The following is a 20489-nucleotide window of genomic DNA, read 5'->3' as shown; positions in this document are numbered from 1 at the left end:
CCATGAGCGTCCTCGTGGTCGGCCTGTCGCACCGCAGCGCTCCGGTCGAGGTGCTGGAGCGCCTCGCGGTCGCTCCGGGTGACGTGCCCAAGCTGCTCGAGGAGATGCTCGACCGCTCGCACGTGGAGGAGGCGGTCGTCCTCTCCACGTGCAACCGGATCGAGATCTGCGCGGTCGTGGACGCGTTCCACGGCGGCCTCGGCGACGTCACCGACGTGCTCGGTGCCCATGCCGGGTTCCCGATCGGCGAGCTGTCCGAGCACCTGTTCGTGCACTACGCGGGCTCGGCGGTCCAGCACCTGTTCGCGCTCGCGGCGGGCCTGGACTCGATGGTGGTCGGCGAGTCGCAGATCCTCGGCCAGCTGCGCGGTGCCTACGCCGCCGCGGACAGCGCGGGCGCCGTCGGCAAGGTCCTGCACGAGCTGGTGCAGCAGGCGCTGCGGGTCGGCAAGCGGGTGCACGCCGGGACCGGTATCGACGAGGCGGGTGCCTCGGTCGTGTCGGAGGCCCTGCGCGACGCCGACCGCGAGCTCGGCGGGGACGGTCTGGCCGGGCGCCGCGCCGTCATCGTCGGGGCGGGCGCGATGGGCGCGCTGGCCGCGGCCCACCTGCGTCGCGCCGGGGCAGGCGAGATCGTCGTGCTGAACCGGTCGGCCGAGCGCGGCGAGCGGCTCGTCGAGAAGATCCTGGAGCACGCGGACCCGGGCACCACGGCGCGCTTCGCGGTGATGGACGACCTGGCCGCCGAGCTGCGCGACGCGGACCTGCTGCTGGCCTGTACCGGCGCGATCGGCCACGTCGTCGACGTCGAGCCGGTCGCGCAGGCACTGAACGGCCGCACCTCCCCCCTGGTCGTGTGCGACCTGGGCCTGCCGCGCGACGTCGACCCGGCCGTCGGAGAGCTGGCCGGCGTGCGCATGGTCGACCTGATCACCCTGCAGCGTCGGCTGCTCGACGTCGCCGACGGCGGTTCGGTCGCCGTGGCCCAGAAGATGGTCGACGCCGAGGCCCAGCAGTACCTGGCCGGGCAGCGCTCGGCCGAGGTCACGCCGACGGTCACCGCGCTGCGCCGGCGCGCCTCGGAGGTCGTCGACGCCGAGCTGCTGCGCCTCGACTCGCGGCTGCCCGATCTGGACGCCCGGGTCCGCGAGGAGCTCTCCCGCACCGTGCGCCGGGTCGTCGACAAGCTGCTGCACACCCCCACCGTCCAGGTGAAGCGCCTGGCCGAGGGCCCGGACGGGGACAGCTACGCCGCGGCGCTGCGCACCCTGTTCGAACTCGACCCGCAGGCCGCCGCCGCGGTCGCTGCCCCGGTCCGTGGCGCCGACGCCAGCGTCGACGGCGGCGACGTCGCCGCCGCCCTGCGCTTCAGCGACCCCACCGTGCCGTTCGACGTCACCCCGTCGATCGGGTCCCGTCCCCCGGAGCAGATCTCGTGAGCGTCCTGAAGATCGGCACCCGGCCGTCGAAGCTGGCGGTCGCGCAGTCCACCACCGTGGCCGACCGGCTCGTCGCCGCCGGCCACCCGTGCGAGCTGGTCACCATCTCGACCAGCGGTGACCGCTCGTCGGCGCCGATCCCGCAGATCGGGGTGGGGGTGTTCGTCTCGCAGCTGCGCGACGCGCTCTACGCCGGCGAGATCGACGTGGCCGTGCACTCGTACAAGGACCTGCCGAGCGCGCAGCCCGAGGGGCTGACGATCGCGGCGGTCCCCGAGCGCGAGGACGTCCGCGACGCGCTGGTCACCGGCGGTCGGGTGCTCGGCGAGCTGGGCCGTGGTGCCCGGGTCGGGACGGGGTCCCCGCGCCGGACCGTGCAGCTGCACGCGCTCGGCCTGGGGCTGGAGGTGCTGCCGATCCGCGGGAACGTGGACACCCGGATCGGGAAGGTGCGGTCCGGCGAGCTGGACGCGGTGGTCGTGGCCGCCGCGGGACTGCGCAGGCTGGGCCGCGTCGACGAGGCGGACGAGCTGATCGACCCGCTGCAGATGCTGCCCGCCCCGGCCCAGGGCGCGCTGGCGATCGAGTGCCGCACCGCCGACACCGACCTGGCGGCGGTGCTGGCCGCGGTGCTGGACGACAGCGGTGTGCGCTTCGCCGTCACCGCCGAGCGTGCGGTGCTGGCGGGGCTGGAGGCCGAGTGCACGACCCCCGTCGGCGCGCTCGCCGAGGTCGTCTCCGACCTCGACGACGACGGCCGCGCGGTCGACCGGCTGTCGCTGCGCGGCGCGCTGGGGATCGGGGACATCGCGGGGGGCGACGTGGTGCGCGCCTCCGCCACCGGAGACATGGACGACGCAGAGAAGATCGGGGCCGCGGTCGCCCTCGAGCTTCTCGACCTGGGAGCCGAGGACCTGCGCCCCGCAGGTCCCGGTGGTCCCGCCAACCGCTGATTCGGGAGTTTCTTCAATGACAGGACCTGCCAACACCTCGGGGCGGATCGCCTTCGTGGGCAGCGGACCGGGGGACCCGGCGCTGCTCACCGTGCGTGCCCGGGACGTGCTCGCCGGCTCGCCGCTGGTCATCACCGACCCGGACGTGCCCGAGGGCATCCTCGCCCTGGCCGCGGACGGCGCCGAGGTGCGCCCGGCCGTCGGGCAGCCCGCCGACATCGCGAGCGACCTGCTCAGCGAGGCCGGCCAGGGCCGCTCGGTGGCCCGGTTGGTCTCCGGTGACCCGCTGACCAACGACGCCGTCGTCGCCGAGGCGATGGCCGTGTCCGCCTCGGGCACGCCGTTCGACGTGGTTCCGGGCGTCCCGTCCTCGACCGCGGTCCCGGCCTACGCCGGTGTCGCGCTCGGGTCGGCGCACGTCGAGGCCGACGTCCGCGCGGGCGTCGACTGGGCCGCGCTGGCCGCGAGCCCGGGTCCGGTCGTGCTGCACGCGACGAGCGCGCTGCTCGGCGACGTCGCCGCCGGTCTGACCGCTCAGGGTGTCCCGGACGAGACGCCGGTCGCGATCACCGCGGGCGGCACCACCTCCACCCAGCGGACCATCTCGTCGTCGGTCGGGCGGATCGCCGCCGACGGCGGTGACCTGGAGGGCGCGCTCGTCCTCACCGTCGGCGAGGCCGCCGGTCGCCGTGGCGAGCTGTCCTGGTGGGAGTCGCGCGCGCTCTACGGCTGGCGGGTCCTGGTTCCGCGCACCAAGGACCAGGCCGGCGTGATGAGCGAGCGGCTGCGGATGCACGGCGCCATCCCGGAGGAGGTGCCGACGATCGCCGTCGAGCCGCCCCGGTCGCCCGCGCAGATGGAGCGCTCGGTCAAAGGCCTGGTCGACGGCCGCTACCAGTGGGTCGTGTTCACCTCGACCAACGCGGTCAAGGCCGTCTGGGAGAAGTTCGGTGAGTTCGGCCTCGACGCCCGCGCCTTCTCCGGCGTGAAGATCGCCTGTGTCGGCCGCTCGACCGCGGAGAAGGTCCGCGAGTTCGGCATCGAGCCCGAGCTCGTCCCCGACATCGACGAGGCCCAGTCCTCGACGTCCGAGGGCCTGCTGGACATCTTCCCGCCGCACGACGACGTCCTCGACCCGGTCGACCGGGTGCTGCTCCCGCGCGCCGACATCGCCACCGAGACGCTGTCGGCCGGGCTGCAGGAGCGCGGCTGGGAGGTCGACGACGTGACGGCCTACCGGACCGTCCGGGCCGCCCCGCCGCCCGCGCCGATCCGTGAGGCGATCAAGACCGGCGGCTTCGACGCGGTGTGCTTCACCTCGTCGTCGACGGTGCGGAACCTGGTCGGCATCGCCGGCAAGCCGCACGCCAGGACCCTGGTCGCCTGCATCGGCCCGGCCACCGCGGAGACCGCGCGCGAGTTCGGCCTGCGGGTCGACGTGCAGCCCGAGGAGTCCCGCGTCCCGACCCTGGTCGACGCGCTGGCCAGCCACACCGCGAAGCTGCGCGCCGAGGGCAACCTGCCGCCGCCGAAGAAGGTGAAGGCTCGCCGCCGCTGAGCGTGCGAAGGGCGCATCGGCACTGCCGCTGAGCCGTCCCCGTCCGGCCCCGTACCGCCTCTCCGAGGTGGTGCGGGGCCGACGTGTGTCCGGGGCGGTCGTAGCCTGGTCCGCATGGGTTTTCCGGCGCAGCGTCCCCGACGGTTGCGGACCACCCCCGCGATGCGGCGGCTGGTCTCCGAGACCGAGGTCCGTCCGCGGCAGCTGGTGCTGCCGATGTTCGTCCGTGAGGGCGCGACGGAGCCGGTCCCGATCGGCTCGATGCCCGGGGTCGTGCAGCACACCCGCGACTCGCTGCGCAAGGCGGCCGCGGAGGCGGCGGCCGCGGGCGTCGGCGGCGTGATGCTGTTCGGCGTCCCCGAGCACCACGACGCGACCGGCTCCGGCGCCGTCGACCCGGACGGCATCCTCAACGTCGGCCTGCGCGACGTGCGCTCCGAGGTCGGCGACGACCTGGTCGTGATGTCCGACCTGTGCCTCGACGAGTTCACCGACCACGGCCACTGCGGCGTGCTGGACGCCGACGGCGGCGTCGACAACGACGCGACGCTGGACATCTACGCGCGGTTGGGTGTCGAGCAGGCCCGCGCGGGCGCTCACCTGGTCGGGCCCAGCGGCATGATGGACGGCCAGGTCGGCGTCATCCGCGCCGCGCTCGACGAGGCCGGGTTCACCGACACCGGCATCCTCGCCTACACCGCGAAGTACGCCTCGGCGTTCTACGGCCCGTTCCGCGAGGCGGTGAACTCGCAGCTCACGGGCGACCGCAAGACCTACCAACAGGACGGCGGCAACGCGCGCGAGGCCCTGCGCGAGCTCGCGCTCGACCTCGACGAGGGCGCCGACATGGTGATGGTCAAGCCCGCCCTGGCCTACCTCGACATCCTGGCCCGGGTGGCCGACGTCGCCGACGTGCCCGTCGCGGCGTACCAGATCTCCGGTGAGTACGCGATGGTCGAGGCCGCCGTCGCCCGGGGCTGGCTCGAGCGCGAGCGGACCATCATGGAGACGCTGACCTCGATCCGCCGCGCCGGCGCGGACGTGATCCTGACCTACTGGGCCACCGAGGTCGCGTCCTGGCTCGACCGGGGCTGATCCCGCCACCGTCGGGACGATCTTCTGTTCGCGCGGTGGAGAGCGTGTCCGCCGTGGGCGGCCCGGGGAAGCGCCGGCGAGGCCACCTTTCTCCGAATTCGCTTACCCGGTAAGCGAGTTCGCAGACCCTGGGCCCCGATCCCGAGCTCGGCCCCGGCGCCGGGCGTCCGGCGAAGAGTGAATCGCGCCGTCGGGTACCGCCGAACGTGGCAAACCGGACACCGGCACGGCTACCGTGGACGACGTGAGCAGCGACCCCGGACAGCACGACGCCCCGCAGTACTACCGGCCCGGGCCGTCGACGGGGCGCTACCCGCAGTACCCGCAGAACCCGTACCCGAACGGCTGGCACGGCGGCTCCATGCCGCCGCCGTCGCCGCAGCAGGCACCCGCCGCGCCGGCGAACACCGCGTCGGGCTGGGGACCGCCCCCGGCGGGTCTCGGCAGCGGGCCACAGGGCCGTCCGGCCCGGCCTCGTCAGGTCGTGACCGCGCTCGTCGCGTTGATCGCAGCGGCGGTGCCGTTCGTGGTCACCGGAATCGGTTCGTTGTTCGTGACCGTCAACGAGTCGCTGCTGAACGACCCCGGTATCCCGCGCGGGGAGTTCGACGCCGCGCTGGCCGCGTCCGGGATGACGATGGCCCAGTTCGGCCAGGCGGTGCGGGTCATGGGCGTGGTCTTCCTGGTGCTGGCACTGGTCTGGATCGCGCTGGCGGTCGCCGCGTTCCTCGGTGCTGCCGGGGCGCGGATCGCGCTGATCGTGCTGCTCGTGCTCTACGGGATCCCACTACTGCTGATCATGTTGATCGGCGGACAGCCCGTGTTCGCGGTGCTGGTCGTCGGCGTCGCCGCTGCCGGGGTCGCGCTGCTGTTCGGTCGCCCGGCGAAGGAGTGGTACGCCGCCCGCAAGCTCGGGGCCGCGAGCCGGTCCTGACACCGGCTGCGAGACTGGGCCCGTGAGCACCGGAAGCGCAGGGACCACCGTGAGCAACCCGGAACCGAAGGAGTCGGCCCGCCTCTTCGAGCGGGCGACCGAGCTGATCCCCGGCGGGGTGAACTCCCCGGTGCGGGCGTTCAACTCGGTCGGCGGCACCCCGCGGTTCATGGTCTCGGGCGAGGGCTGCCGCCTCACCGACGCCGACGGCGCCACCTACGTCGACCTCGTCTCCTCCTGGGGGCCGATGATCCTGGGGCACGCGCACCCGGCCGTCGTCGAGGCGGTGCGGTCCGCGGCGTCGCAGGGGCTGTCGTTCGGCACCCCGACCCCGGGCGAGATCGATCTCGCCGCCGAGATCGTCGACCGCACCCCTGTCGAGCAGGTCCGCCTGGTCAACTCGGGCACCGAGGCGACGATGAGCGCCATCCGGCTCGCCCGCGGCATCACCGGTCGCACGGGGATCGTGAAGTTCTCCGGCTGCTACCACGGCCACGTGGACGCGCTGCTCGCCGACGCGGGCTCCGGCATCGCCACCCTCGGCCTGCCGACCAGCCCGGGTGTCACCGGCGCCCAGGCCGCCGACACCGTGGTGCTGCCCTACAACGACCTCGACGCCGTCCGCACCGTGTTCGAGCAGCGCGGCCCGGAGATCGCCTGCGTGATCACCGAGGCCGCCGCCGGGAACATGGGGGTCGTCCCGCCGGTCCCCGGGTTCAACGCCGCGCTGCGCGACCTCGCGCACGAGCACGGCGCGCTGCTGGTGATCGACGAGGTCATGACCGGCTTCCGGGCCTCGCGTCAGGGCTGGTTCGGCTGCGACGGCGTCGCCGGGGACCTCTACACCTTCGGCAAGGTCATGTCCGGCGGCCTGCCCGCCGCCGCGTTCGGCGGGTCCGCCGAGCACATGTCGTACCTGGCCCCGGCCGGGCCGGTCTACCAGGCGGGCACGCTCGCCGGGAACCCCGTCGCCGTCGCCGCCGGGCTCACCACGCTGCGCCACGCCGACGAGGCCGTCTACGCCACCCTGGCGGCCAACGCCGACCGGATCGGCGCGATGGTGACCGCGGCGCTGGACCGGGAGGGCGTCGCCCACACGATCCAGTACGCGGGCACCATGTTCTCCCCGTTCTTCACCGCCGATCCGGTCACCGACTACGCGGGTGCCAAGGCCGCCGAGACCTGGCGTTACCCGGCGTTCTTCCACGCCATGCTCGACCACGGGGTCTACCTGCCGCCCAGCGCCTTCGAGGGCTGGTTCGTCTCCACCGCGCTGGACGACGAGGCCTTCGAGCGGATCGAGACCGGCCTCGCCGCCGCCGCGGGCGCCGCGGCCGCCGCCACCCGACCGGACGGGGTCTGACCATGGGTGACCGGACCAGCCCGCCCGCGTCGGGACCGGTGACCGTGGTGCACGTGCTGCGCCACGGCGAGGTGCACAACCCCGAGGGCGTCCTCTACGGCCGCATCCCCGGCTACCACCTGTCCGACCACGGCCGGGCCCAGGCCAAGACCGTCGCCGCGTACCTGGACGGCAACGACGTCGCGGCCGTCGTCGCGTCGCCGCTGCAGCGCGCGCAGGAGACCGCCCGCCCGATCGCGGACGCCCACGGCGTCGACATCCACACCGACGAGGGACTGATCGAGTCCGGCAACCTCTTCGAGGGCAAGCGGTTCGGCGTCGGCGACGGCGCGCTCAAGCGCCCGCAGGTGTGGCGGCAGCTGCGCGACCCGTTCACCCCGTCCTGGGGCGAGCCCTACATCGCGATCGCACACCGGATGCTCGGCGCCGTGCACGCCGCACGGGCGCTCGCCCCCGGCCGCGAGGTCGTGTGCGTGTCGCACCAGCTGCCGATCTGGACGCTGCGCCGCTACCTGATGGGCCAGCGGCTCTGGCACGACCCGCGCCGCCGCCAGTGCGCGCTCGCCTCGTTGACCAGCATCGAGTTCATCGGCACCCGGATGACCGGGCTGCGCTACGCCGAGCCGGCCGGCCCGAGCGGCGCGATGGTGACCGGCGCATGAGCCGCCTGCTGCCCGCCCTGCTCGGGCTGCTGCTGCTCGTCGCCGGCTGCGGTGTGGGCCGCGACGCCGCGGGCGGGGGACCGGGCCAGGACTTCCAGTTCGTCGCCCCGGGCGGCCAGGTGCGCATCACCTACGACCCGCCGGAGAGCCGTCAGACGATCACCGACCTGCGTGGCGAGAGCCTGCTGCGGGAGGGCACCCAGGTCGGCATCGGCGACTTCCCCGACACGGTGCGGGTCATCAACATCTGGGGTTCCTGGTGCGGCCCGTGCCGGACCGAGGCCCCCGAGCTGCAGGCGGTGGCCGAGGCGGCGAAGGGCAAGGCCGTCGTCCTCGGGATCGACGTCCGCGACGACCGACAGGCCGCCCTGGACTTCGTCACCGACCGCGGCATCACCTACGACTCGATCTACGACGCGCCCGGCCGCACCCTGGCCCGGCTCGACGGCTACCCGCGCAACGTCGTCCCCTCGACGATCGTGCTCGACCGCGACTCCCGGGTGGCCGCGGTGTTCCTGGTCCCGGTCGGCAGCTCCGACCTGCTGCCGCTCATCACGCGGCTGGCCGCCGAGCCGCGGGCCGGTTCGTCCCGCTGACCCCTGGTGACCGGCCGGTCGCGCGCCGCGCGGTGAACTACACGCTGTAGAACCCGCCGCGCGGCACCCCGAGCAGGGCTTCTACCCTGGGATGCGATGGACGCGACGACGACGCTGGCGATCTCGGGGCCGCTGCTGCTCGCAGTGCTGGTCTCGGTCGCCGCGGGCCTGGTGAGCTTCGCCTCGCCGTGCGTCGTCCCGCTGGTCCCGGGCTACCTCGCCTACCTCGCCGGGCTCGTCGGAGCGCAGTCCCCGCCGGTCACCCCGGCCGAGGCGGGCGACCGCGCCGCCGCCCGCCGGGGCGGGGCCGCGACCGTGCCCCGGGACGGCGGGCAGGACGGCGCCGTGGCCGCCGCCGTCGCACCGGCCCGGGACGACGGCCGCTGGCGGGTCGCCGGGGCCGCGCTGCTGTTCGTCGGCGGGTTCACCGTCGTGTTCGGCGCGATCATGGTCGGCGTCGTGTGGCTGTCCGACGTCCTCATCGACAACGAGGCGCTGCTGCAGCGCATCGGCGGCGTCGTGATGATCGTGATGGGGCTGGCGTTCGCCGGGGCCATCCCCGCGCTGCAGCGCGAGTACCGCTCGCACTGGACGCCGCGGGTCGGCCTCGCGGGCGCCCCGCTGCTGGGAGCGGTCTTCGGCCTGGGCTGGGTGCCCTGCATCGGACCGACGCTGGCCGGGGTCGTCGCCGTCGCCGCGGGCACCGGGGGCGGCTCGGTGCGCGGGATCGTGCTGATCCTGGCCTACTGCGCCGGGCTCGGGATCCCGTTCGTGCTGATCGCGCTGGGCGCGACCCGGGCGGTGCGCGCGCTGGGCTGGCTGCGCCGCCACACCCGGGTGGTGCAGATCGCCGGGGGAGCGCTGCTGGTCGCGGTCGGGGCGCTGCTGGTGTCCGGTCTGTGGTCCCAGTGGCTGGTCGCGCTGCAGGTCTCGATCGCCGGATTCACCCCGCCGATCTGATGAGCTCCCCGCCGCAGGCCCCACCGCAGCCGTCCGTGTCGACACCGGACGGCGGACCGCCGTCGTCGCAGCGGCCCGGGCCGCTGGTCCGCGCGCTGGCGTTCCTGCGCAACACCTGGCGCGGGCTGACCAGCATGCGCACCGCGCTGGTGCTGCTGTTCCTGCTCGCGCTGGCGGCGATGCCGGGGGCCCTGCTGCCGCAGCGCTCGCTGAACGCGTTCCTCGTGGACGACTTCTACCGCGACAACCCGACCATCGCGCCGGTGATCGACGCGGTCGGTGGGTTCGAGGTGTTCGCGAGCCCGTGGTTCGCCGCCATCTACCTGCTGCTGATGATCTCGCTGGTCGGCTGCGTGTTCCCGCGCACCGGCGAGTACCTGCGCTCGGTCCGCCAGCCCCCGGTGATGACCCCGCGCAACCTGGCGCGGCTGCCGCACCACGCCGAGGGCGACACCACCGCCGGCGTCGACGACGAGCTGGCCAGGGCCCGGCGGCTGCTGCGCGGCTGGCGCACCGTCGAGCGCACCGAGGACGACGGCTCCCGCACGATCTCGGCGGAGAAGGGGTTCCTGCGCGAGACCGGCAACCTCGTGTTCCACCTCAGCCTGATCGGCATCCTGCTCGGCCTGGCCGGCGGGAAGATGTACGGCTACGAGGGCGACGTCATCGTGCGCGCCGACGGCAGCGAGTTCTGCAACAGCTCGATCCTCGGCTACGACAGCTTCCGCGCCGGGCTGCGCGTCGACGGCACCGACCTCAACGACTTCTGCGTGAAGGTCGACCGGTTCGACGGCACCTGGCTGCCGAACGGCCAGCCGTCGACCTTCGGCGCCTCGGTCGGGTACCAGACCGGGCAGGACGTCCGTGACGGCGTCAGCACCTGGCGTCCCTACGAGATCGCGGTCAACCACCCGCTGCGCACCGACGGCGACCGCGTCTACCTGACCGGATACGGCTACGCCCCGGAGTTCACGGTGACCTGGCCGGACGGGCAGAGCCGCACCGGCGAGGTCCAGTGGCGTCCGGTCGACCAGTCCGGCACCCAGCTGTCGGAGGGGGCGACGAAGTTCGAGCGCCCCGGCATCACCGACCCGGAGCAGCGGCGCACCACGCAGATCGCCGTCACCGGGACGTTCGCGCCGACCGGCGCGGTCGACCCCGAGGGCAGGCTGGTGTCGGTGCACCCGGACCTGCGGTCGCCGACCGCCGACATCGACGTGCTCCTCGGCGACCTCGGCATCGACGACGGCCGCGGCCAGTCGATCTTCAGCGTCGACCAGAGCAAGATCGACGACGGCGAGCTGCGCTCCGTCGCCACCGCGCGGCTCGGGATCGGCGACACCACCCGGCTGCCGGACGGCACGGTCGTCCGGTTCGACGGCGTCACCCCGTGGGTGAACCTGCAGGTGGGCCACGACCCCGGCCAGTCCTGGGTGCTGGCCGCGGCGGTGCTGATGGTCGGCGGCCTCGCGCTGTCGCTGTCGGTCACGCGTCGCCGGTTCTGGGTGCGGGTGACCCCGCGCGACGGTGGGGGCGCGCGCATCACCCTCGGTGGTCTGGCCCGGACCGACCGGGCAGGCTACGGCGAGGAGTTCGACCGGCTCGCGACCGAGCTGCTCGACCCGACGGACAAGAAGGACGGTTAACCGGAGATGCTCGTCGACCCGATCACCGCGATGTGGAGCGACCGCCTGTTCCAGGCGACGCTCGTCGTGCTGCTGCTGGCGCTGGTGTTCGCGTCGCTGGAGTACGCGGCCCGCCGCGTCGCCAGGGCCTCCGCCCGGCAGTCGGAGCCCGCCCCGGTCGGGGCCGGGTCCACGGCGGTCGCCGCGCCCGAGGAGCCCCCCTCCGACGACGGCCGCCGCTCCCGCGCCGACCGCTACGGCCGGATCGGCATCTCGCTGATGGTGCTGGCGTTCCTGACCCACCTCGGGTCGATCGTGCTGCGCGGCTTCGCCGCCTACCGGTGGCCGCTGGGCAACATGTACGAGTTCACCTCGGCGCTGTGCCTGATGGCCGTCGGGGCGTGGCTGGTGCTCGTGCGCCGGCACCCGGGGCTGCGCCCGGCCGGGGTGTTCGTGCTGACGCCGGTCGTGCTGCTGATGTTCGTCACCGGCACCGTGCTCTACCTCGACGCGGCGCCGGTCGTCCCGGCCCTGCAGTCGTACTGGATCATCATCCACGTCACGACGATCACGCTGGCCTCCGGCCTGCTGCTCGTCCCCGGTGTGGCGAGCCTGCTGTTCCTGGTCAAGCGGAACGGGAAGCCGGCGTCGTGGGCCGCGAAGCTGCCGTCGGCGGAGTCGCTCGACCGGCTGGCGTACCGCGTGACGGTGCTCGCGTTCCCGCTCTACACCTTCGGGATCATCACCGGCGCGGTGTGGGCCGAGGCGGCCTGGGGCCGGTTCTGGGGCTGGGACCCGAAGGAGACCGTCGCCTTCGTCGCCTGGGTGCTCTACGCCGCCTACCTGCACGCCCGGGCCACCGCGGGGTGGAAGAACTCCGGCGCCGCGGCGTGGATCAACACGGCGGGCTTCGCCACGATCGTGTTCAACCTGTTCTTCATCAACATGGTGGTCGCCGGGTTGCACTCGTACGCGGGGGTGTGAGGCGCCTCGACCACCGGGTTCCGCCCGGCTACCGTCGTTTCCCGTGAGTGAGAACGGTTCCGGCGAGCAGCCCGACGGGTCGGTGGGCCGCTACGTGCGGGAGCGCTGGGCCACGACGGAGTCCCCCGGCCGGTCCTTCGGACGGCGCAGGCGGACCGGCGGTGACGACGCTGCGGAGCCGGCCGCCGAGCCCGGTGACACGCCGCCGCGGACCCCGACGGCCGCCGAGCGCGCCGCGTCGGCGCCCGCCCCGGGCCGCGCGGCCATCGGCACGCAGACCCCGCCGGCGGGCTCGGCGTGGGGCAGCGAGCTGCCCGAGATCGACGACGACCTGGTCGACGAGATCGACCCGTCCACCCCGCCGCACGGGATGGACCTGTCCGCCCTGCGAGAGACCCCGCGCCCGACCTCCCCCGCCGGCTCCTCGGCGGCCGCGGATGCCGAGGAGGAGCCCGCCCAGGCCTCCGCGGGCGACCCCCGGCACCGGCGCGACGACGCCTCCCCGGACCCGGGCGTGCACGACCACGGCCCCGACGACACCGGCCTCTACCGGGCCGGGGGCACCGACTCCGAGCCGTGGTGGGCGGTGCCCGCCTCCGCGGTGCCCGACGACGACCCCGACGCGGACCTCATCTGGCGTGCCGACCGGTCCGGGGGGCGCACGGCCGCCGACGCCGGCGACCGTGCCACGACGTCCGGGGACGACTCCCCGGCGGCCGCGCCCGACTCCCCGGTCCGCTCCTCGGCGGCCGACCCGGACTCCCCGGACCGCTCCTCGGCTGCTGCAGCCGACTCCCGGGACCGCTCCTCGGTCGCTGCATACGACTCCTCGGACCGCTCCGCGCCCGCCGGGTACGACGGACCGGTCGTGCCCACCGCCGTGGCGCACCCGGACCCCACAGGGCGGTCGCACCCGGATCCCACGGCTCGGTCGCTCCCGGATCCCGCGGGTCCGGCGCCCGCGGATCCTGCGGGTCCGGGGCCCGCGGACCCCACGGAGAGCGGTGGCCGCGCGGCGCGGGGCGGGTATCAGCCGTACGCCGAGCCGGCAGCACCCGGACGTGGTGCCGCGGCTCCCACCGAGGGGACACGGGAGCCCGCCGGAGCCGCCCCGACGCCCCCCGCCCGGCCCGGGACCCCACGGACGGATCGTTCCCGTGACGACCGGTCCCGTGACGACCGGTCCCGCGACGACCGCCGCCCCCGTCAGACGGACCGTCCCTGGCGCGCGGCGTGGGACGACGAGTCCGCGGAGACCGGACCCCAGCGCACCCTGACCCCGCCGCGCGGCCGCCCGCAGACGGGGGTGAAGCGGCCTCGCTGGACGGCCCCCGAGGCGATCGAGGCCCGGGCCGCGCAGCACCGCCGCGGCGACGAGCCGCACGGCGGGCTGGACCTCGCGCCGTCGCGCATGGGGCACGGCGGCGCGGGGCGTCCGCCGACGAGCGGATGGCGGCGCTGGGTCTACGTGCTCACCGGCGGCCTGGTGAACCCGGGGGAGAGCCCCGCGGAGCTGCACCGGCGCGACCTCGTGGCCCGCGCGAACCGCCCGCTGATCAGCTCGCACAAGATCGCGATGCTGAGTCTCAAGGGCGGGGTCGGGAAGACGACGGTCACCGCGACCCTCGGGGCGACGTTCGCGTCGCACCGTGGCGACCGGGTGGTGGCCGTCGACGCCAACCCCGACCGCGGGACGCTGAGCCAGAAGATCCCGTTGGAGACCACCGCGACCGTCCGCCACCTGCTGCGCGACGCCGACCGCGTCCGCCGCTACAGCGACGTCCGGGCCTACACCTCACAGGGTGTGTCCCGGCTCGAGGTGCTCGCCAGCGAGCAGGACCCGGCGGTGTCGGAGGCGTTCAGCGAGGACGACTACCGGCGCGCGGTCGACCTGCTGGAGCACTTCTACAACCTCGTCCTGACCGACTGCGGCACCGGCCTGATGCACTCCGCGATGTACGGCGTGCTGGGGATGGCCGACCAGATCGTCGTCGTGTCGTCGGGCTCGATCGACGGGGCCCGCAGCGCCTCGGCGACCCTGGACTGGCTCGACGCGCACGGCTACGGGGCGCTGGTACGCAACGCCGTCGTCGTCATCAACACCGTCTACCGGCGGGGTACCGGTGGCGGGGTGGACCTCGACCGCGTCGCCGAGCACTTCTCGGGACGGTGCCGGGCCGTGGTCAAGGTGCCGTTCGACCCGCACCTGGAGGAGGGCGCGGAGATCGACCTGGACCGCCTGGAGGAGGCGACCCGCACGGCGTTGCTGGAGCTGGCGGCGGCCGTCGCCGACGGCTTCCCGGTCTGATCCCGGGCCACGGACGGGCCTGGCGACGCCCGATATGTGAGCGGAGACACCGAAGGGCGGTCCGCCCGGTCAGGGGGACCGCCCTTCGGTAAAGGCGTCTTGGTGGAGGTGCCGGCCGTGCGAACCCGCTCAGGGACGCTCGGGCGGGTCCTCCTGGTTGCGGACCTTCTCGTCGAGCTCACGCAGGAAGTCGGGGTCGTCGTCGGGGCCGGTCGCCCGTGGCTTCTCGGGTCGCTGGCCCGATGACCAGGGGAACTCCGCGCGCGGGATGCGGTCGGAGACCACCTGTTCGGACCGCAGGGTCCGCACGAGCAGCACCGCGACCACGGCCGCGCCGACGAGAAGGATCAGGAAGAACAACATCAGGCCACCTCCGCTGTCCAGCCTAGCGAAGGTGGCCTGACGTACGGGTGAAGTCGAGACCCTCACCCCATGTGCGTGGTCCGGATCAGCGCAAGCCGCTGTTCGCCTCGCTGGTGAGGTCGGCCAGCAGGCCACGGACCTCGGACTCGCGGAACCGGCGGTGTCCGCCCGGCGTACGGATCGAGCCGATCCGCCCGGCCGACGCCCAGCGGGTCACGGTCTTGGGGTCGACGCGGAAGAGCGTGGCCACCTCACCCGGGGTGAGAAGTCGCTCGGGTGCCTGAGTCGGAGCTGCCATGGGGATCCTCCCGAAGTGCACGTGGAGTATGTGTCACGGTGCTCGCCGGAGGCATCCGGCCGGGTACCGCTCTCTCTTTCCGGGCCATCGTGACACCACAGACCCCGGGTACTCGAACGGTGTTGTGTGGGTAAAGGGTTCTTAAAGGGCAAAGCCGGTGAACGAGTCGAACCGGACAGCCGGGGGCATCCGGGGAGGGACCGCCACCCGGTGGGGTGGCGGCGATCCGGACGTCCGTGCCGGGCCCGGGCGGAACCGGGCAGCCGCGGCCCGGCCGGTCCGGCCCGTACCCTGGTGGCCATGACGTCTCCGACCCCGCCGCAGGCCGCGGCGCGGGAGCGTGCCGGTGAGCCCGGGCTGGCCACCACGGTGGCGCTCTACACGCTCGCGCGGCTCGGTCTGCTCGCCGTGATGACGGTCGTCCTCGCGCTGATCGGCGTGCCGTGGCTCGTCGCGCTGCTCGTGGCGCTCGTCGTCGCGCTGCCGCTGTCGATGGTGCTGTTCCGCGGGCTGCGGGAGCGGCTGGACCGGGCGATCGCCGCGTCGACGGCCCGCCGGTCGTCCGAGCGGGCGTCGCTGCGTGCCCAGCTGCGCGGCGACGTCGGCCCGCCGCCGACCCCGGTCACACCCGCCGAGCCGGCCTCTCCGTCGGCCGACACGTCCCCGTCGGCGACCGGAGCACCCTCCACCGCGTCTCCGTCCACCGCGTCTCCGTCGGGCGCTTTCCCGTCTGCCGCGTCGCAGTCGGTCGCTGACGGCGCTGACGGCGCTGAGGCGTCCGCCGGGTCCGACCCGGCCCCGTCGGCGGCCGACGGCCCGGCCCGCTGACGGTCGGACGCCCCGGCCCGCCTGCCGGTCGCGCTCCGGCGTGTGGGCCCGCGGGCCCCCCGGGACGGATCGACCCGGCACGGCCGACGGCCGTACTCCGACGTGCGGACGGCGCGCCTCGGTCCGGGGACGGATCGATCCGCCGGCGGTGCCGGGACCGGTCTCAGCCGAACGCGAGCCCGACCGCCACGGCCACGCCCCAGGCCAGCAGGAGCAGGCCGGTGTCCTTGAGGACGGGGATGAGCGCGGGGCCCTGTGCCCCGCCGAGCACGATCCGCACCGGCCGCACGGCCGCGGGCAGTGCGAGGAGCGCCAGCAGCACGCCGGGCCGGTCGAACGCGGCACCGACCGCGACGACGAACGGCACCAGCACCAGCGCGAGATAGAGCATCCGGGTGCCGCGGTCCCCGAGCCGCACCGCGAGGGTGCGCTTGCCGACGACCCGGTCGCCCGGGATGTCCCGCAGGTTGTTCGCGACCAGCACGGCGCAGGTCAGCAGCCCGGCACCGACCGCGGCCCCGACGGCGGCGGCGTCGACGCGCCCGGCCTGGGTCACCATGGTTCCCAGCACCGCGACCGGGCCGAAGAACACGAACACCGCGACCTCGCCGAGCCCGGCGTAGCCGTAGGGCCGCGATCCGCCGGTGTAGTACCAGGCCCCGACGATGCACAGGGCCCCGACGAGCAGCAGCCACCACTGGCCCGAGACCGCCGTGAGCACCAGACCGGCGACGGCCGCGATCCCGAAGCAGGCGAACGCCGCGGTCTTCACGGTGGCCGGGTCGGCGGCCCGGGAGCCGACCAGGCGCTGGGGGCCGACGCGCTCGTCGTCGGTGCCGCGGATGCCGTCGGAGTAGTCGTTGGCGAAGTTCACCCCGATCACCAGCGCGACCGCCACCAGGAGGGCGAGCAGTGCGGAGCCGGGAGCGACGGCGCCCGCGCCGAGCGCGGCGCCGGTCCCGACGAGGACGGGGGAGATCGCGGTGGGAAGGGTGCGCGGCCGCGCGCCCTCGACCCACTCTGCCGTGGTGGCCACCCCGGAAACCTATCCCGCCGCGCCGCCGTCCCGCCGGAACCGTCCCACCTCACAGCCACACCCCTGGGCCGGTCGCCACACCCGCTGCAACGGGTGTGAGGACCGGCCCAGGGGGGTGGCTGCGGACCCGGGAGGTCAGGGGGTGCCGGAGGGCGCCCGTTGGGCCGAGCCGGGCATCACGCGGGCGGCCTGGCTGGCGCCGTCGGGGACGTCGCTCGTGGGCGCTGGCGTGGGGGTGGGCCCGGGCGAGGGGGTGCCCGCCGTGGACCCGCCGGCGGCCGGAGCCCCGGTGCCCGGCCGGTCCGCCCCGGAGGGCGACGGTGCGGGGGAGGCCGGTGCGGCGCCTGCCGGGGCGGAGGGAGCGGCCGGAGCCGGTGAGCCGGCTGCCCCGGCGGACCCGCCGGGTGCCGGGGAGGTCGCGGACCCGCCGGGCGCGGGGGAGGCCGCGGGCCCGGCGGGCGCCGCCGGAGCAGCGGAGCCGGCGGCCGCCTGAGCGGCGGTGCCGCCGGACGCCGCGGGAGCAGCGGTGCCGCCGGACGCGGCGGGAGAAGTGGAACCACCCGACGCGGCGGGCGCAGCAGACCCACCAGGCGCAGCCGAGGCGCCGGGCGCGGACGGCGCAGCGGGCGTGGGCCCGGCGGCAGAGGCGTCGGACGGAGTGGGCGCGGCCGGGGCGTCGCAGGCCGGGACGTCGCCCGGCAGCCCGGCGAACGCCGTCGTCGGGAGGTACTGGCCGTCGCCGATCCGGACGAACGCGCCGGAGGTGCACTGCACCGGCACCTCGGTGGCGTCGACGGCGATCCCGACCGACTCCGCGCCGGTCTCGGGCCGGGCGAGGATCTGCACGTCCGGGGCGCCCTCGGTGCGGATCGCGGACAGCCGCTGCGACCCGGTCCACAGGTAGTCGACCTGGACCTGCGAGTTGTCCTTCAGTCCCAGGACGTCCCAGAAGATGCCGTCGCCCAGGTCGATGCCCGCCGGGTTGGCGACCTTGCGGCCGAACTGGTCCTTGCCGCCGTTGTGCCCGTTGCGCGCGGCCGCGGCCTGCGGCACGCCCTGGGGCAGGTCCTTCCACATCTGGCGCTCGTTCGACGGGTTCCAGTAGTCGTCCTTGGTGTTCCACGGGCCGATGTCCCACACCGGGGCGATCGCGCAGCGGCCGTTGGGGGCGCAGACCTTCACCGAGTAGTCGGTCTTGCCGTTGGCCGAGAGCGCCCGACGCGACGGCAGCGCGACGAAGCGGTCCCGGTTGACGATCTTGTGGCCGTTCGCGGTGGTGCCGCCGACGAGCCCCTCGCGGGTCACGAACACCGAGTAGCTGCGCGGAGCGGCCTCGGTGAGCGGCTCGCCCTCGGCGCCGGCGCTCGGCGTCGCGGTGAGGGTGACCTCCCGGACGGTCGGATCGGCCGCGCCGGTGGCGGTGAGGACCAGGCGTCCCTGCACCTCGGTGACGGCCTCCGGCAGCTCGGTGCGGGAGCCCTCGGCGGGGATCCACTCGGTCCAGCCGCCGCCTGCCCGCTTGCCCCGGACGTCGACCGACGCCGTCGAACCGTGAGGGGTGTCCGCGACCAGCCGGGAGTCGACCTCGCGGGTCGGGGTGTCCAGGGTGTGCGGAGCGAGGGTCAGCAGCCCGGTGGGGACGACCTCGGCCGGGTCCGCGGAGGACTCCGTGTCCCCCTCGTCCGCCGGGGCCCCGAAGGCCGTCGACCGGTCGAACCGGGCCCCGTCGGGCGAGACGACGACACCGTTGCCGGTGCCCTCGCTCAGCTCCGGCTGCCACGTCGTGCCCGGCTCGTCGGCCATCGCCGGGACCGTGGCGGCGGCACAGAGCGCGCCGGTCGCGGCGAGCAGACCGATGGCCCGCAGCCCGGCCCGCGTGATGCTGCGCATGGACAACCCCCGCTGATAGCTGTGACTCGTGTGACGACGGGGAACCCTGTGATGGGTGTGGGTTCTGAGTCGCCAGTGGTCGTAGCACACTCGATTTCACGGGCGCACGCAACGCACTCTGTGTGAACCAACTCCAAGGTGTGTACGCGGATCGGGTGGTGGAGACCGTGACGCAACGGCGCGATCCCACTGCTGAACGTGACCGACAACTCCGCTGGGTGAGCGGTCAGGCGGAGCGTGCCCGCATCAGGAGATCCGCGACGGCGGTGCGGTCGGGCTTGCCGATCCCGCGCTCGGGCACGGTGTCGGCCCGCAGCAGCAGCCGCGGTACGGCGGCACGACCGCAGGCCGCGCGGACCGCGGCGCGCAGGGCGTGATCGTCCGGGGCGGCCGCGGCGGGCACCACGAGTGCGGCCACGATCTGACCCCACTCGTCGTCGGGAAGGCCGACGACACACGCCGCGCGGACGCCGTCGACCGCCAGGAGCGCCCGCTCCACCGCGGCCGGCGCGACCTTCTCGCCCCCGGTGTTGACGACGTCGTCGGCCCGGCCCAGGACGGTCAGCGTCCCGTCCGGCGCGAGCGCGCCGAGGTCCCCCGTCCGGAACCGGCGGACGCCTCCGTCGGACACGAAGGCCTCCGCGGTCGCCTCCGGTGCCCCCAGGTACCCGCCGGCGACGACCGGCCCGCCCAGCACCACCCGACCGTCGGCCGGGTCGAGGGTGACCTCGACGCCGTCGAGCGAGACGCCGTCGTAGACGCAGCCGCCGCAGGTCTCGCTCATCCCGTAGGTGGTGACCACCCGCACCCCCGCGGCGAGCGCGCGCTCGCGCAGCCGCGGGTCCAGCGCCGCCCCGCCGACGAGCACGGCGTCGTACCCGGCCAGGGCGTACAGCGGGGCGGCGCCGTGGTCGAGGACCCGTGCCAGCTGGGTCGGGACGAGGCTGGTGTAGCGACGGGTGCCGTGCGCCATCCGCCCGGTCGCACGGGCCAGGCCGTCGGGCCGGAAGCCGTCGCGGACGTCCTGGACCACACAGGCCGTGTCCGCGAGCAGGGCCCGCAGCACCACCTGGACCCCGGCGACGTGCTCGGCGGGCAGCGTGAGCAGCCACGACCCCGGGCCGCCGAGACGGGCGTGCGTTGCCGCGGCCGAGGCCCGCAGCGCGTCCGCGGTGAGCGCGACGTACTTGGGCTCCCCGGTCGATCCCGACGTGGCGACGACGGCGACCAGCCCGTCGGGCAGCTCCCCGGCGGCTGCTGCCCGCGCCACCGGCCCCGGCAGCGCGGCGGCGTGCCCAATGTCGGCCTGCCCGGCGCCCACATCCGGACCGGGCCCGGATCGCACGGGCAGCACCGCGGGCCCCGTGCCGTGGAGGGCGGCCCGCAGCGCGGCGGCCAGCCGGGTCACCGACTCCGCGGAGCCGTCCACCGGAAGTGCGCGCACAGTCATGCTGTCAACCCTGTCTGCCGTGACGCACGCAACCGGAAGCAGCGTCCGAACGGCCTCTTTCATCAGATTCGGGGAACGGTGTAGGGCACGTGCAACGCGGACGGCCTCCCGCCCGACTCAGGGGGCGAGAGCGGCGGCGCACCCGCC

At 74.8% G+C, this 20489-nt stretch carries 18 protein-coding genes; 13 read left to right on the top strand and 5 right to left on the bottom strand.

Going from position 1 to position 20489, the window contains the following annotated elements; genetic code table 11:
• Nucleotides 1–2 precede the first annotated feature (2 nt).
• The 12 genes from Ae505Ps2_RS03840 (at nt 3) to Ae505Ps2_RS31755 (ending at nt 14477) form a co-directional block, all read left to right on the top strand.
• Nucleotides 3–1439: a glutamyl-tRNA reductase gene (locus Ae505Ps2_RS03840; protein ID WP_075309986.1), complete on the top strand. Its 1437-nt coding sequence runs from the start codon at nt 3–5 to the stop codon at nt 1437–1439.
• A complete protein-coding gene (hemC, locus tag Ae505Ps2_RS03835) occupies nt 1436–2392 on the top strand; it encodes a hydroxymethylbilane synthase (RefSeq protein WP_020626099.1) in 957 nt (318 codons plus the stop codon). The genes Ae505Ps2_RS03840 and hemC overlap by 4 nt, the downstream gene beginning before the upstream one ends.
• Nucleotides 2393–2408: 16 nt before the next feature.
• Entirely contained in the window at nt 2409–3950 is a 1542-nt protein-coding gene (locus tag Ae505Ps2_RS03830) for a uroporphyrinogen-III synthase (protein WP_075309988.1), read from the top strand.
• A gap of 114 nt (nt 3951–4064) precedes the next feature.
• Nucleotides 4065–5045, top strand: coding sequence for a porphobilinogen synthase (hemB, locus tag Ae505Ps2_RS03825; protein WP_075309990.1), 981 nt, complete (start codon nt 4065–4067; stop codon nt 5043–5045).
• 244 nt (nt 5046–5289) lie between these two features.
• Complete coding sequence (locus Ae505Ps2_RS03820) at nt 5290–5979, top strand: hypothetical protein (protein ID WP_139320124.1); 690 nt, start codon at nt 5290–5292, stop codon at nt 5977–5979.
• 49 nt (nt 5980–6028) lie between these two features.
• Nucleotides 6029–7342: a glutamate-1-semialdehyde 2,1-aminomutase gene (gene hemL, locus Ae505Ps2_RS03815; RefSeq protein ID WP_075309994.1), complete on the top strand. Its 1314-nt coding sequence runs from the start codon at nt 6029–6031 to the stop codon at nt 7340–7342.
• A gap of 2 nt (nt 7343–7344) precedes the next feature.
• The gene (locus Ae505Ps2_RS03810) at nt 7345–8004 is read left to right on the top strand and encodes a histidine phosphatase family protein (protein WP_075309996.1); all 660 of its coding nucleotides are present in this window, start codon (nt 7345–7347) and stop codon (nt 8002–8004) included.
• The gene (locus Ae505Ps2_RS03805; RefSeq protein WP_075309998.1) at nt 8001–8600 is read left to right on the top strand and encodes a TlpA disulfide reductase family protein; all 600 of its coding nucleotides are present in this window, start codon (nt 8001–8003) and stop codon (nt 8598–8600) included. Before Ae505Ps2_RS03810 ends, Ae505Ps2_RS03805 begins: the two co-directional genes overlap by 4 nt.
• 96 nt (nt 8601–8696) lie before the next feature.
• Nucleotides 8697–9560 carry a cytochrome c biogenesis CcdA family protein gene (locus Ae505Ps2_RS03800; protein WP_075310000.1) on the top strand — a complete coding sequence of 288 codons (864 nt, stop codon included), beginning with the start codon at nt 8697–8699 and terminating at the stop codon, nt 9558–9560.
• Nucleotides 9560–11206 carry a cytochrome c biogenesis protein ResB gene (locus Ae505Ps2_RS03795; RefSeq protein ID WP_075310002.1) on the top strand — a complete coding sequence of 549 codons (1647 nt, stop codon included), beginning with the start codon at nt 9560–9562 and terminating at the stop codon, nt 11204–11206. The genes Ae505Ps2_RS03800 and Ae505Ps2_RS03795 overlap by 1 nt, the downstream gene beginning before the upstream one ends.
• Before the next feature lie 6 nt (nt 11207–11212).
• A complete protein-coding gene (gene ccsB / locus Ae505Ps2_RS03790) occupies nt 11213–12169 on the top strand; it encodes a c-type cytochrome biogenesis protein CcsB (protein WP_020625495.1) in 957 nt (318 codons plus the stop codon).
• Nucleotides 12170–13037: 868 nt separating this feature from the next.
• On the top strand, nt 13038–14477 hold the full coding sequence (locus Ae505Ps2_RS31755) for a MinD/ParA family protein (protein ID WP_075334363.1): 1440 nt from the start codon (nt 13038–13040) through the stop codon (nt 14475–14477).
• A gap of 129 nt (nt 14478–14606) precedes the next feature.
• Here the strand turns inward: Ae505Ps2_RS31755 and Ae505Ps2_RS03780 are convergent, their stop codons facing one another.
• Nucleotides 14607–14840 (bottom strand): hypothetical protein, encoded by a 234-nt coding sequence (locus tag Ae505Ps2_RS03780; RefSeq protein WP_020622554.1) that lies wholly within the window; start codon nt 14838–14840, stop codon nt 14607–14609.
• An 85-nt stretch (nt 14841–14925) separates the two neighbouring features.
• A complete protein-coding gene (locus tag Ae505Ps2_RS03775) occupies nt 14926–15138 on the bottom strand; it encodes a BldC family transcriptional regulator (RefSeq protein ID WP_043276768.1) in 213 nt (70 codons plus the stop codon).
• Between the two features lie 300 nt (nt 15139–15438).
• Between Ae505Ps2_RS03775 and Ae505Ps2_RS32425 the strand changes: the two genes are divergently transcribed.
• Nucleotides 15439–15966, top strand: a complete 528-nt coding sequence (locus tag Ae505Ps2_RS32425) for a DUF4229 domain-containing protein (protein WP_075310006.1) — start codon at nt 15439–15441, stop codon at nt 15964–15966.
• Nucleotides 15967–16129: 163 nt separating this feature from the next.
• Here the strand turns inward: Ae505Ps2_RS32425 and Ae505Ps2_RS03765 are convergent, their stop codons facing one another.
• The 3 genes from Ae505Ps2_RS03765 to menE all read right to left on the bottom strand — a co-directional run bounded on the left by Ae505Ps2_RS03765 (nt 16130) and on the right by menE (nt 20336).
• Nucleotides 16130–17002, bottom strand: a complete 873-nt coding sequence (locus Ae505Ps2_RS03765) for a 1,4-dihydroxy-2-naphthoate polyprenyltransferase (protein ID WP_075310008.1) — start codon at nt 17000–17002, stop codon at nt 16130–16132.
• A gap of 135 nt (nt 17003–17137) precedes the next feature.
• On the bottom strand, nt 17138–18892 hold the full coding sequence (locus Ae505Ps2_RS03760) for a hypothetical protein (protein WP_075553409.1): 1755 nt from the start codon (nt 18890–18892) through the stop codon (nt 17138–17140).
• A 226-nt stretch (nt 18893–19118) separates the two neighbouring features.
• Nucleotides 19119–20336, bottom strand: a complete 1218-nt coding sequence (gene menE / locus Ae505Ps2_RS03755; RefSeq protein ID WP_075310012.1) for an o-succinylbenzoate--CoA ligase — start codon at nt 20334–20336, stop codon at nt 19119–19121.
• Nucleotides 20337–20489: the final 153 nt, after the last annotated feature.

The organism is Pseudonocardia sp. Ae505_Ps2 (assembly GCF_001932425.1).
Lineage (GTDB): Bacteria > Actinomycetota > Actinomycetes > Mycobacteriales > Pseudonocardiaceae > Pseudonocardia.
This window is presented reverse-complemented; position numbering and strand designations above follow the sequence as displayed.